Origin of the sequence: Gordonia sp. 852002-50816_SCH5313054-c (genome assembly GCF_001665925.1) — a bacterium.
GTDB lineage: Bacteria > Actinomycetota > Actinomycetes > Mycobacteriales > Mycobacteriaceae > Gordonia > Gordonia jacobaea.
The window spans coordinates 1-12168 of record NZ_LZTE01000075.1; the positions used below are offsets into that span (position 1 = coordinate 1).

A 12168-nucleotide genomic window follows, 5' to 3' on the forward strand; every position below is an offset into this window, starting at 1 on the left:
TCAGCGGGCGGGGCCCGGTCAGCGTGCTGGGTCTCGATCGGCGGGTGGGGCGCTCGACAAGCTCGATCAGCGGGTGGGGCGCTCGACCCCGGGAGGGTCGGGGCGGCACACTCAGTTGGGCTCGTCGGTTTCGCTGATGAGTTTGGCGAGGACCGGCAGGGCGCTGCGCAGGGTTGCGCGCTCGTCGTCGGTCAAGGCGTCGATCTGGTCTGACAGCCAGGCGCGTCGGGCGGCGTGCTCGGCGACGATCACCTCCTCGCCTGCGGGTGCGAGCGTCACGATCGCCTGACGCCCGTCGGTGGGGTGCGGCGCGCGCTCGATCATGCCGAGATCGGACAGCGATGCCAGCACGCGCGTCATCGACGGTGGCTTGACCCGCTCGGCGGCCGCCAGCGCGCCCGGCGTCATCGCGCCCTCGATGTGTAGCGTCGACAAGGCCGACAACTGGGTCAAAGATACGAGTTGGTTCTGCCTACGTAGGCGCAGTCGCCGCGCCAAGCGCACAATCGCTAGCGCCAGGGCACCCGATAAACCGTCGTCGGTCGGTGTACTCACGGGCTTTACATTAGTTTGCCGCACAGCATTTGCAGTACTGACCGACCGTTTTCACAACTCGAACGGACGACATCGGCCCGAATTGCCCGTTTTTCTGGTCAACTGATCAGGTTGGAGATGGGTTCGCGCGCGAAGTAGAGGGCGAAGACGATCGCGATCGCCCACATCAACGGGTGCACCTTGCGCGCCTTGCCCGCCGCTGCGGCCATCACCACCCAACTGATGAATCCGACGCCGATGCCGTTGGCGATCGAGTAGGTGAACGGCATGGTGACGATCGTCAGGAACACCGGGAGTGCGTACTCGAACTTCGTGAAGTCGATGCGGGTCACCTGACCCATCATCAGCGCACCGACGATGACCAGTGCCGGCGCGACGGCCTCGGACGGGATGACCTCGTACAGCGGCGTCAGGAACATCGCCACGATGAACAGTCCACCGGTCACGATGTTGGCCAGACCCGTTCTGGCACCTTCGGCGATACCCGACGCCGACTCGACGAAGACCGTATTCGAAGACGACGACGCCACACCGCCCACGATCGCGCCCGTGCCCTCGACGACCAGCGCCTTACCGACGCCGGGCAGATTGCCCTTGTCGTCGGCGAGTCCGGCTTCGCGGCCGAGGCCGGTCATCGTGCCCATCGCGTCGAAGAAGTTCGACAGCACCAGCGCAAAGACGAACACACACGCCGCGAGCACACCGATACGTGTGAAGGCGCCGAAGAGGTCGACGTTGCCGACGAGACTCAGATCGGGCAGTCCGCCTGCCGAGTCGGGGATCTTGGGCACCGACAGCGACCAGCCGCCCTGTTTCTCGGCGCCCGAGCCGAGATGCAGCGTCGACTCCAGGATGATCGAGATGATCGTCGTGATGATGATGCCCAGGAGCAGACCACCCGGCACCTTCATCACCATCAACGCGCCCATGAGCAGGACGCCGATCACGAAGATGAGCGTCGGCACCGTGGTGATCGAGTTACCGAAACCGAGCTGGACGGGCGTGGTGGTGCCCGCGGCGTCGGGGATACGTCGGACGAATCCGGCGTCGACAAATCCGATGAACGCCACGAAGCAGCCGATACCCGCCGCGATCGCTGCTTTCAGCTCTGCGGGAACAGCATTGAACACCGCGGTGCGGAATCCGGTGATCGCCAGGATGACGATGATGATGCCGTCGACCACGACCAGCCCCATCGCCTCGGGCCAGGTGACCTCGGGGACGATGGTCACCGCCAGCAGGCTGTTGATGCCCAGACCGGTGGCGATGGCGAACGGATAGTTGGCGACCAAGCCGAAGATGATCGACATGACACCCGCGACGAGCGCCGTGACAGCCGCGACCTGCGCGATGGGCAGCACGTTGCCGAGGACGTCTGCGTTCTTGGACTCGCCCGGTATGCCGCCGATGATGATCGGGTTGAGCACCACGATGTAGGCCATCGTGAAGAACGTCACCAGCCCGCCGCGCATCTCGCGGCTCAGCGTCGAACCGCGTTCGCTGACCTTGAAGAAGCGGTCGACGGCACCGAACCGCCGCGCCGGTTCCGCCGGTTGCGCCGACTGGGCGCTCGGTTCCGCCGACTGGGCGCTCGGTTGCGCCGACTGGGCGCTCGGTTCCGCCGACTGGGCGCTCGGTTCCGCCGACTGGGCGTCGGAGTTCGATGGCCCAGTCGGATCACTCGAGGGATCGCTTGTCACAAGGGGGAAGTTACCCTGTCCTCCGTGGCCGATGAACCCGAGATCCCCCAATTGCCGCAAGCGCTGCGGGCGCCCGAGCCGGTGATCGTCGTCGGCATGGTCGCGTGGCTGGTGGCGACGATCGTCGTGTGGGCCACCGGATGGGGAGGCGGCCGCACGCTTGCCGTATGTCTTGTAGGTCTCGCCGTCGGCGTAGCGGGCACGGGAGTCTTCCTCCTCCAGCGCGCCGCGTCTCGACGCGGCGACCGGACCGCGCAACGCGGTCTCGACTGAACGCCGACCGCCCAGCAGACGGCGGGGCGTCGAGAACACGGTTTCGACGCAACACACCCACGCTCACCAAGCGCTTGCTAGGTTCAGTGTTCATGCGGATTCGGGGATTCTCACTACTGGTTACGGTCGCGGCAGCACTCGCCTTGCTCGCCGGGACGACGACTGCGGGCACCGCGTCGGCGGCTCCTCTGCCGGTGACGTTCAACTTCTTCTCGGGCATCCCTGCCGAGTTGTCGAACCATGGCGGATCGCTCCCGGGCTCCAACGACTTCTCCTGCCGCCCGACGTCGAAACATCCCTACCCCGTGGTGCTCGCACACGGAACGGGCGGATCGCAGCAAACCAATTGGGGCACATACGTTCCGCTGCTGAAGAACGAGGGCTACTGCGTCTTCGCGCTCACCTACGGGGCGCTCGATGAGCTGCCGTGGCCCGGTCCCGCCGTCGGCGGAATGGGACTGATCGAAGACAGCGCAGCACAATTCGGACGTTTCGTCGACAAGGTCCTCGCGGCAACGGGCGCATCGAAGGTCGACGTTGTCGGACATTCGCAGGGCACCGTCGTGCCCGCGTACTACGCGAAATACCTTGGCGGACGGGGCAAGATCGACAAGCACGTATCAATCGCCCCGGCGTGGCGTGGTTCAACGGTGGCCGGAGCCGACCAGATCCTGCCGACGGTCCGCAAGCTCGGCATCTCCGCGGCACAGACCCCGCTCTGCCAGGGATGCGCCGAACTCGACCCCACCTCCGACGTGATGCGCAAGATCGCGGCGGGCGGCTATTACTACCCCGAGATCAGCTACACCAACATCGCGACCCGCTACGACGAGGCCGTCGTCCCGTACACGCTCGGCCTGCCGCCGGGTGGCTCCAACGTGCGCAACATCGTCGTCCAGGACGGCTGCCCGGTCGATTACACCGAACACGCGGGCATCGCAGGCTCGCGTCGCGCCGCGTACTTCGTGCTGAACGCGCTCGACCCCGCACACCCCCGCCCGGTGCCGTGCGATCGAGCCGCACCGCTCAGCGGCGGCGCCTACTAGGTAGCGCCCAGGTCAGAACATTCGACGCAACAGCGCCTTCGCACGGTCGCTGTAGGGAGGGTAGACGAGGTCGAGGTCCATCCAAAATGGCTTGTACAGAACAGATTTGCGATGACTGAACTCTTCGAACCCCCACCTGCCGTGATAGGTACCCATTCCACTCGCGCCAACCCCTCCGAACGGCAGCGTCGGGATGAGGCGGTGCAGCGCAACGTGATTGATCACCGCACCACCAGCCGGAATCTGATCCACCAACCCCCGTGCAGTCGATTTCGACTTGGAGAACACATACACCGCAAGAGGTTTCGGACGTCGATTGACAAAGGCCACCGCGGCGTCGAGATCCTCGACGCCCAGCACCGGAAGAATCGGGCCGAAGATCTCCTCCTGCATCATCGGCTCCCCCGGTTCGGGGTCCACGATGACCGTCGGCTCGATAGTGTTCGACGCACGGTCGAAACCACCGCCGACCGCAGGCCGCCCCTTGGTCGAACCGAGATAGCCCGCGAGCCGTTCGAACTGCCGCGAGTTGACGATCGGCTGACCCGACGGTTCTCCTGAGCGAAACTCGGTCAGGTAGCGGGCGAGCTTGTCGACCAGCTCGCCTTTGACATTGCTATGCGCGAGAACGTAATCGGGGGCAATGCAGGTCTGGCCCGAGTTCATCAACTTGATCCACGCCAGGCGGCGCGCCGTCACGTCGAGATCGGCGTCCTCGGCGACGATGACCGGACTCTTTCCACCGAGTTCCAACGTCACCGGCGTCAACGTGCTCGCAGCGCCTGCGAGGATCTTGCGACCGACCTCCGTGCCGCCGGTGAACAAGGCGTGGTCGAACCCCTGTGCCAGCAAACCCTGAGTCACCACGCCATCGCCCTCGACCACGGTGATCGCTTCACGGTCGAGATAGAGCGGAAGCAAGCGTGCGAGCAAGCCCGATGTCGCCGGAGCGAGTTCGGATGGCTTCACACACACCGTGTTTCCCGCAGCGATCGCCGACACGAGTGGTGAAAGCGTGAGGAAGACGGGATAGTTCCACGGCCCGATCACCAGCACGGCCCCCAGTGGCTCGTACTGAATCCATGCAGCTCCTGGCCGCTGCAACAGGGGCATGCGCTGCCGACGGGGCTTCATCCACCGCTTCAGACCGCGGCGTGCCTCCTCGATCTCACCCTTGGTCCCGACGATCTCGCCGAACCACGCGTCGTGCGCGCTCCGTCCGAGATCGGCGTGGATCGCATCCGCTATCGCGGCTTCCTGCTCGACGACGAGTTGCTCGAGACCGTCGAGTTGCGCCTCACGCCACTCGAGAGATCTGGTGCGACCGCCGGCAAAGACCGCTCGCAGGCGATCTGCTAAGTCGGCTGCCGCGGTGCCTGTGTTCGCGGTGCCGGTGTTCGCGGTGTCGGTGTTCGCGGTGCCGGGGTTCGCGGCCTCATGCTGGATGGTCATCCTCAGTACTCCGGTACCGGCACGGTGCCCGAGAGTATGGCTCCCGAGATACCGCCGTCCACGTTGATCGCCTCGCCGTTGATCCACCGTGCAGAGTCGGACGCCAGGAACAGGACGACGCCTGCGACGTCTTCCGGTGTCGCATGCCGCCCCAGCAGGCTGGCGACGCCGTCAATCGTGTCCTCTCCCATGGTTTCTCGAAAGTCCTGCAGGATCGGCGTCTCGACCGGGCCGGGCAGCACCGCATTGATGCGGAAGCCCATCTCGTTGAAGGCAAGGCCCATCGAATGGACGTACACGGTCGTGCACTCCTTGGAGAAGTTGTACGCATTGCCCTCCTGCGGGTGCGCAGCGAACCACTGGGCGCCCTCCTCGAAGTTCTCCGTCTCCAAGAACTCCCGGATCTGTGGCAGACGCTTCGGCCAACCGAAGCCCGCCGTCGAGGACACCACCACCACGGCACCGCCGGGGTTGAGTCGCTCGAAGAAAGCCTCCGCGAGTTCGCGAGTGGCAAGCGTGTTCACAGCGAATACCGTTGCACTGGGGGCCGTTCCGGGGACACCGGCAATATTGAGCAGTCCGTCGTATCCGTCGCCGAGCACATCGAGAGCGGCTCCGATGCCGGCCACATCGGCAAGGTCGACCGGGATGTGCCTGGCCACAGGGACGGTCGGCTCATTGCGATCGAGGCTGTGCACCTCAGCGCCAGCCTTACAGAGCAGGTCGGCGACCGTATGCCCGATCCCCGACGCCGCGCCCGTGACGACGTAGCGTTTGCCACTGAACTCTGACATTCTTCTCAACTCCTCATCGGCGCCGTGATCCGTTGAGCTCGGGTTCTCGTCGACGATCGCTCGCACGGTCACAGAACATAACGTGATTTATGTTTCCCGTGGTCGCAGCCTATCCGCTCGACACGAGCCGCGTCGAGGTTTTTCTAATTTGAATTCGGTTTTGTGCCGAGCCGGCGAGGCGTCGGTACGTGAGCGCCCTGAACTATCATCCATTCATGGCAGCCCGCAGAACCCCGAGTCCGGGAGTCGACAACGATCCCGCTGCGCAGTCGAAATCTGAGCGCACACGGGCGCGGATACTCGACGCCGCCGCCGAGGTGCTGAGCACGAAGGGCTACGCCGGTACACGCCTGACCGATGTGGCTCGGGTCGCCGAGCTTCAGGCCCCAGCGATCTACTACTACTTCGACTCCCGCGAGAGTCTCATCGAAGAGGTCATGTGGGCCGGGACCGCGGACATGCTCAACCACGTCACCACAATCCTCGACGAGCTACCCGAAGAGACCGACTCTCTCGAGCGGATCATGGTTGCCGTCGAATCCCACCTACGCCACGAACTGGAGATCTCCGCGTACACGACGGCGTCGATTCGCAACGCGGGCCAGATCCCCGACCACATCCGTAAACGCCAGGTTGCGGAGGAACGAAAGTACGGGCGCGTGTGGCGCGACCTGATCCACCGCGCGCACGAAGACGGCCTGCTGCGCCATGACCTCGACCTCTACGTCGCACAGATGCTGATCCTGGGATCACTGAACTGGACCGCGGAGTGGTGGAATCCTCGGAAAACCGGCTTGGACAAGGTCGTACGGCAGGCACAAAATTTCGTCCACGGCGCACTGACCTCCGACTGAACCGACTTCCGACTAACGTGCCGCCGCCGCGCTCTTTCGCTTCTCGGCGAAGGCGAGCGCGTCGTCCCACGATGCACCTTTGGTAATCATCACCCGGTACTTCATGATGACCGTTTGACCATTGACGGTCAGCGCCCCGATCAACCTGTCACCTCGGCGATACAGCGCCACCCATTGGTCACTGACGCCCGGCTCCCCTGCGACTACCCGTACTTCGTCCGCGTTCGGCGAACCGACGAACTGAATGCGGACGTCGTACCAGTCCGACCAGAAATACGGGGCCGTGCCATAGGGTTTCGCGTTCTCCGGATCGAGCGCGTTGCGTGCGGCGGTCGCGCCCTGCTCGGCAGCGGCAGTCCAATTCTCCATCCGCTGACGTTCACCGATCACAGCATTCGGCCAGTTGACGACGTCGCCGGCAGCGTAGACGCCAGGGACGCCCGTCCACAGAGTTTCGTCGCAGCGCACGCCGTCGTCGATCAAAACACCCGATCCGGCAAGCCATTTCGTCGCCGGAGTCACACCGACACCCACCACGACGAGATCGGCGTCAATGCTCGACCCGTCGTCGAGGACCACTCGTTGCACCCGATCATCGCCTTCGATAGAACGCACACCGTGCCCACATCGGAGCGAGGTTCCGTTGCGCTCGTGCAGCGATGCGATGGCTGAGCCCATCTGTGCGCCAGCAGCACGGACCAGGGGTGTCGGGAGCGCCTCGACCACGGTCACCTCCCCGCCACGCAGCCGCGCGGCAGAGGCGACCTCTGAACCGATGAAACCGCCACCGATCACAACCGTACAAGTGCTGTGCGACAGCGCTTTTCGCACTGCCATCGCATCCTCGATGGTACGCAGCGCATGCACGCCTGCAAGTCCCTCTCCCATCGGGAGCGTCCGTGGCGCGCATCCTGTCGCGATGACCAGTGCGTCATATCCGATCTCGCGGTCGTCGATCAGAACACGCTTGTTCTCCGCATCCAAACCGGTTGCGGGCGAACCGAGTACGAGTTCGACTCCCAAATCGTTCTCGAGGATTTGTTTGTCGCGGAAGTACGGTGGCGACGGTTCTTTGTCTGCCGGTTCAAGAAATGCCTTCGACAACGGCGGTCGATCGTACGGGACATGTGCTTCCGCACCGATAAGCGTGATCCGCCCGTCGAACCCCGCTCGACGCGCAGCCTCAACCGCGCGCAGTCCTGCCAGTGATGCACCGACGACGACGAGGGACCGGGGATTCCCTGCGCTGCTGGGCGATCCCACCTCAGTCGCGAGCAATGCGTAGCGCCTCTGTCGGACATCCTGCGACAGCGTCTTCGACCGCCTGCAGTTCGTCGGGATCGATGTCGGCCTTGAGAACCGAGAGTTCTCCCGACTCGTCAACCTCGAACACCTCTGGTGCGATCGACTCGCAGATGCCCAACCCGGTACACCTGGCTGCGTCGACGATGACCTTCACGCCGCTCACCCCTCGATCAGTTTCATGGTCGACTGCCGAGCGGCAATCGAACTTCTCTAATTGAGATTAAATTAAATTACGGAGGCGCCGCAAGTCGTCGCCCGAATTCTTCACCGCAGCGGTCACCGCCGCACGCGTACCCACGACGCCGCGCGCATCGGCCAACTCCGCGGTGAACGAGGCAGCTCGTCGACCGACATGCTTCGCTTCCACCCTGATCCCGGGCGAACCAGCCGAAATGGGCAGCGGCTTGAGGAAGTCCACTGTCACGTGCCGCAACTCGACTTCGGCGCCGGTGGTGACCTCGGCATACTCGGCGATCACCGAGAACATCGCCGCAGATTGCACACCACCATGGATGACGCCGGACGGATTGGCGACGCGGTCATCAACCGGCAGCCTTCCGCAGCCCGCCGTGGCGTCGACATCGAGACGCAGCAGCTCAGGAATCGACTGGTGGACTTCGGTGACCGGGGTACCGGCATAGCTTCCCGGCAACAAACCTGGCACCGCGAAAAAGGTGCCGGTTCCGGTGGCGACGAGGGCACCGCCGACCGTCCGGAGCTCGCAGGTGCTGACCGAGTGTGACTCGCCTGCAAACGATCGTCGCGCAACACCAAGGATGTGGTCGGCACCACGGAGTACCTCCACGTCGATATGGAGGTCGAGCGAGGTGGTCACGCAGGTTCCCGGCCCATCGGAATCGACTGCCGCCCAAGCCAGGATCATGTCGCACAGGACCATCAACCAGCCCGGATTTCCGTCGCCGACCAGCGAGCGACAATCGCCCGCGGCCAGTCCCCGACGATGCCCGAACAACGTGACTCCGAACAGTTCGTCGTGCAGCCCGGTCGGTCCGCCGACGTGGCCGTCGGCGTCGGGTTCCATGCACAAAGCGATGTCGTGATCGAACCGATTCTGTTGCAGCAGGGCATGTTCGGATCTCGAGTCATCGTCGCCTACCGGCGAGGGGAAAGGCAGCATGCGCCGTGATGCTACCCGACCCAGACGCTTTCGGACCTACAGCCGGTAGAGCGATTGCCAGATGATCTCCGCGAGCGCATCGGCGTGACGCCGAACCATACGCGGCTTTGCCAGGCGCACCTGTTGGTACAGGCCACGTTCCACCATCCACACAATCCAGCCCGCGGTCGGCTGAGGATCAACGTCGGCACGAACGAAGCCCTCACGTTGTCCGCGCACGATGTGTTTCACCAACTCGTCGTGTCCGGCGCCGAGTAGACGATGGAACTCATCACGGACAAGCTCATCGGATGTCGACGCCTCGGCCAGTGCCGCCAACAGCTGTTCGCGACGGCGATAGGTCTGCACCAGGCCCCGGATCGCAGCTTGCAGTTGCTCCGGCGTGATGTCGGCGCCCAGACTCATCCACGCTCTCGCAGCGTCGATGATGTCGGTGACCACTCCCTCACCGAGCGCCCGGAGTAGGTGCCCCAGGTCGTCGAAGTGAGCGTAGAACGTCGACCGAGCGATACCCGCCCGGGAGATGACACCCTCGACACTCAGTTCGTTGAAGGGCACGCCTTCGGTGAGCAGAGCCTCGGCGGCGTCGGTGGCACGACGAATGGTCGCAGCACGCTGGCGCTCTCGGCCGGGCGTCCTGGCCGGCTCGCGAACACTTCTCGACATGACAACACCGTATCGCGAACCGCTTCCGGGATCCCCGAGCGCGTTGCAACTGCGCCGTAGACCTTGGTCAAAAGTTGAACACGATGTACGGTAAAAAATCGAACACCATGTCTCTTCTCTGGCGGCAGATCCGTCCCCGTACCCAGAGACCACATGTCCTTCCGCGCGCTATCTCGGCAGTCGGATCGCCACAGCACACCATCACCAGGAGTATTCATGACCCTCGACACCAGTGTCGGCCAAATAGATTCGGACGCGCTGTATGAACCGGAGCACGAACAGTTCCGAGAAGCGGTACGGGCCTTCATCGAACGCGTCGTCGCACCCAGTTTCGACCGCTGGGAGGCAGCGAAGATCGTCGATCGAGACATGTTCTCGCAAGCCGGAGACGCAGGGCTCCTCCTGTTCCCCACTCCAGAGGAGTACGGCGGCGCTGGAATCGATGACTTTCGCTTCAACGCGATTGTCAACGAGGAGTTCGCGCGATCCGGAATGGCCTCTGCCGGTTTGGGAATCGCGCTGCAGAACGACGTCGTCGGTCCGTACCTCCTCGACCTCACCACGGCCGAGCAGAAGCAGCGATGGCTGCCCGGCCTGACCGCGGGCACACTCATCGGCGCTGTCGCCATGACCGAACCGGGGACCGGTAGCGACCTGTCGGGGATTCGCACCCGCGCGGTACGCGACGGCGAGCACTACGTGATCAACGGCGCCAAGACCTTCATCTCCAACGGACAGAACTGCGACCTCGTTGTGGTTGCCACGCGCACCTCGGATGACCCGCACAAGGGGCTCACGCTCATCGTGGTGGAAGCAGGAACCCCCGGATTCGAGAAGGGACGCAATCTCGACAAACTCGGACTCGCAGGTCAGGACACGAGCGAACTGTCATTCACTGACGCACGCGTTCCGGTGGCCAACCGACTCGGCGAGGAGGGCGAAGGCTTCTACCAACTGATGCGCAATCTCCCACAGGAACGCATGTCGCTGGCCGTCACGTCGGTGGGCGCCGTGGCGGGGATGCTCGACCGAACTCTCGAGTACGTCAAGGAGCGCAAGGCCTTTGGAAAATCGATTGGCTCGTTCCAGAACAGCCGGTTCGTACTCGCCGAACTGGCGACGGAACTCAGTGTGGCGCAGGCGTTTGTCGATCGCTGCATCCGCCTGCTCGTGCGAGGCGAGCTAACGCCTGCCGAGGCGGCGAAAGCCAAGTGGTGGACGACCGAACTGCAGGTGCGCACCGCAGACCGGTGTCTGCAACTGCACGGCGGGTACGGCTACATGAAGGAGTACCCGATCGCGCGGTCATTCGTCGACTCGCGCATTCAGACCATCTACGGCGGCACCACCGAGATCATGAAGGAGATCATCGGGCGCTCCCTGGGCCTGTAGCCATCTGGCCGATAGGCAACGCTCCGGGCAAGAACCGCTGCTCAAGCGCGACGGGCGGAACCCGATAGGGTTCCGCCCGTCATGCTTTTCCGACTCAGGACGCCAATGCGCCACCGCTACAACGCAACGCGTTCGGTCGCGCGGCTCTGACCCGACTTGAGCTTCTCGAGGCCGGTGGCAATGCGCTTGGTGAACAAGCCGCGCTGGACCAGATCGTGTGTCACGCGCAGTTCGTAGGCCGTCGCACCGATGTGATCCATGTTCTGTGCGCGCAGCGCCACTTCCTTGAGAACGGTGGTCAGTTCCGCTCCGTTCTCGGCAATCTGCTTGGCCAGGGCCAGCGACTTCTCGCGGACCGTACCGACCTCGACGAGCTCGTCGACGAGCCCGACCCGATATGCCTCCTCCGCGGAGATCGGGTCGCCGGTGAAGAGCATGCGACGCGCACGCTGGGTGTTCATCTTGCTCAACATGCCGTGATAGAAGCCGTTCATCGCGTACTTCACCTGCGTCGAACCGAACTTGGCATTCTTCGACGCGATCGTGATGTCGCACATGTTCGCAACGTCCATCCCGTAGCCGGGAGCGACACCCGCAACGCCCGCGACCGTCGGCTTGCGATAGTCGTAGATGGCCACCATCAGTTGCAGCGCCAGATCGGTGAACCTCGTGCGGTCGGCATCCGTGGTGTCCTGGAGGACGTCGAGTGCCCATCCCGCACAGAAGTACTCTTCGGTGCCGATGAAGAGCACCGCGGCCACCTCGTCGTCGTACGCCCACTCGTCGAGGGCACCGATGATCTCCTGGTGCAGTTCCCACCCGAGCGCGTTGCGCTTCTCGGGATGGTTGAGCGCGATGATTCCGACCCCGTCCTCGATGGACGTCATCAGATACTCGTACTTGGACATGATGTGAACCCCTTGCCTTGGAATTGAAGATTCGCTTGGTATTGCAGACCTTGGAATGCAGAGTTGTCGGGAGGTTGCTTGGGGA

General features: G+C 63.8%; 13 protein-coding genes. 4 read left to right on the forward strand and 9 right to left on the reverse strand.

What is annotated here, in order from left to right; genetic code table 11:
• Positions 1-111: 111 nt before the first annotated feature.
• Positions 112-555: a MarR family winged helix-turn-helix transcriptional regulator gene (locus A5788_RS18950; RefSeq protein ID WP_049697824.1), complete on the reverse strand. Its 444-nt coding sequence runs from the start codon at positions 553-555 to the stop codon at positions 112-114.
• 98 nt (positions 556-653) lie between these two features.
• Complete coding sequence (locus tag A5788_RS18955) at positions 654-2027, reverse strand: NCS2 family permease (protein ID WP_231894325.1); 1374 nt, start codon at positions 2025-2027, stop codon at positions 654-656.
• Positions 2028-2279: 252 nt separating this feature from the next.
• Here A5788_RS18955 and A5788_RS23610 point away from each other — a divergent pair, with 252 nt between their 5' ends.
• Positions 2280-2528: a DUF2530 domain-containing protein gene (locus tag A5788_RS23610; RefSeq protein WP_082938113.1), complete on the forward strand. Its 249-nt coding sequence runs from the start codon at positions 2280-2282 to the stop codon at positions 2526-2528.
• A gap of 92 nt (positions 2529-2620) precedes the next feature.
• Positions 2621-3574, forward strand: coding sequence for an esterase/lipase family protein (locus tag A5788_RS18960; RefSeq protein ID WP_049698067.1), 954 nt, complete (start codon positions 2621-2623; stop codon positions 3572-3574).
• Positions 3575-3586: 12 nt separating this feature from the next.
• Here the strand turns inward: A5788_RS18960 and A5788_RS18965 are convergent, their stop codons facing one another.
• Together A5788_RS18965 and A5788_RS18970 are read right to left on the reverse strand one after the other, a co-directional pair.
• Complete coding sequence (locus tag A5788_RS18965; RefSeq protein WP_064870609.1) at positions 3587-5026, reverse strand: aldehyde dehydrogenase family protein; 1440 nt, start codon at positions 5024-5026, stop codon at positions 3587-3589.
• A gap of 2 nt (positions 5027-5028) precedes the next feature.
• On the reverse strand, positions 5029-5820 hold the full coding sequence (locus tag A5788_RS18970; protein WP_064870637.1) for a coniferyl-alcohol dehydrogenase: 792 nt from the start codon (positions 5818-5820) through the stop codon (positions 5029-5031).
• A gap of 215 nt (positions 5821-6035) precedes the next feature.
• Here A5788_RS18970 and A5788_RS18975 point away from each other — a divergent pair, with 215 nt between their 5' ends.
• Entirely contained in the window at positions 6036-6674 is a 639-nt protein-coding gene (locus A5788_RS18975; RefSeq protein ID WP_064870610.1) for a TetR/AcrR family transcriptional regulator, read from the forward strand.
• Between the two features lie 12 nt (positions 6675-6686).
• Here the strand turns inward: A5788_RS18975 and A5788_RS18980 are convergent, their stop codons facing one another.
• The 4 genes from A5788_RS18980 to A5788_RS18995 form a co-directional block, all read right to left on the reverse strand.
• Entirely contained in the window at positions 6687-7952 is a 1266-nt protein-coding gene (locus A5788_RS18980) for an NAD(P)/FAD-dependent oxidoreductase (RefSeq protein WP_231895603.1), read from the reverse strand.
• Positions 7939-8133, reverse strand: coding sequence for a ferredoxin (locus tag A5788_RS18985; protein WP_064870638.1), 195 nt, complete (start codon positions 8131-8133; stop codon positions 7939-7941). Before A5788_RS18985 ends, A5788_RS18980 begins: the two co-directional genes overlap by 14 nt.
• A gap of 66 nt (positions 8134-8199) precedes the next feature.
• Positions 8200-9117 carry a PaaI family thioesterase gene (locus A5788_RS18990; RefSeq protein WP_064870612.1) on the reverse strand — a complete coding sequence of 306 codons (918 nt, stop codon included), beginning with the start codon at positions 9115-9117 and terminating at the stop codon, positions 8200-8202.
• 36 nt (positions 9118-9153) lie between these two features.
• Positions 9154-9783: a TetR/AcrR family transcriptional regulator gene (locus tag A5788_RS18995; protein ID WP_082938114.1), complete on the reverse strand. Its 630-nt coding sequence runs from the start codon at positions 9781-9783 to the stop codon at positions 9154-9156.
• A 216-nt stretch (positions 9784-9999) separates the two neighbouring features.
• Here A5788_RS18995 and A5788_RS19000 point away from each other — a divergent pair, with 216 nt between their 5' ends.
• On the forward strand, positions 10000-11175 hold the full coding sequence (locus A5788_RS19000) for an acyl-CoA dehydrogenase family protein (protein WP_064870613.1): 1176 nt from the start codon (positions 10000-10002) through the stop codon (positions 11173-11175).
• Between the two features lie 116 nt (positions 11176-11291).
• Here the strand turns inward: A5788_RS19000 and A5788_RS19005 are convergent, their stop codons facing one another.
• Positions 11292-12083 carry an enoyl-CoA hydratase/isomerase family protein gene (locus tag A5788_RS19005; RefSeq protein WP_064870614.1) on the reverse strand — a complete coding sequence of 264 codons (792 nt, stop codon included), beginning with the start codon at positions 12081-12083 and terminating at the stop codon, positions 11292-11294.
• Between the last annotated feature and the right edge of the window lie 85 nt (positions 12084-12168).

What these genes read in the sequence shown, in the direction of transcription:
- A5788_RS18955 (WP_231894325.1), bottom strand. Translation starts at nt 2,027, where the DNA reads ATGCGCGGCGGGCTGGTGACGTTCTTCACGATGGCCTACATCGTGGTG.
- A5788_RS18960 (WP_049698067.1), top strand. Translation starts at nt 2,621, where the DNA reads ATGCGGATTCGGGGATTCTCACTACTGGTTACGGTCGCGGCAGCACTC.
- A5788_RS18965 (WP_064870609.1), bottom strand. Translation starts at nt 5,026, where the DNA reads ATGACCATCCAGCATGAGGCCGCGAACCCCGGCACCGCGAACACCGAC.
- A5788_RS18970 (WP_064870637.1), bottom strand. Translation starts at nt 5,820, where the DNA reads ATGTCAGAGTTCAGTGGCAAACGCTACGTCGTCACGGGCGCGGCGTCG.
- A5788_RS18975 (WP_064870610.1), top strand. Translation starts at nt 6,036, where the DNA reads ATGGCAGCCCGCAGAACCCCGAGTCCGGGAGTCGACAACGATCCCGCT.
- A5788_RS18990 (WP_064870612.1), bottom strand. Translation starts at nt 9,117, where the DNA reads ATGCTGCCTTTCCCCTCGCCGGTAGGCGACGATGACTCGAGATCCGAA.
- A5788_RS18995 (WP_082938114.1), bottom strand. Translation starts at nt 9,783, where the DNA reads ATGTCGAGAAGTGTTCGCGAGCCGGCCAGGACGCCCGGCCGAGAGCGC.
- A5788_RS19000 (WP_064870613.1), top strand. Translation starts at nt 10,000, where the DNA reads ATGACCCTCGACACCAGTGTCGGCCAAATAGATTCGGACGCGCTGTAT.
- A5788_RS19005 (WP_064870614.1), bottom strand. Translation starts at nt 12,083, where the DNA reads ATGTCCAAGTACGAGTATCTGATGACGTCCATCGAGGACGGGGTCGGA.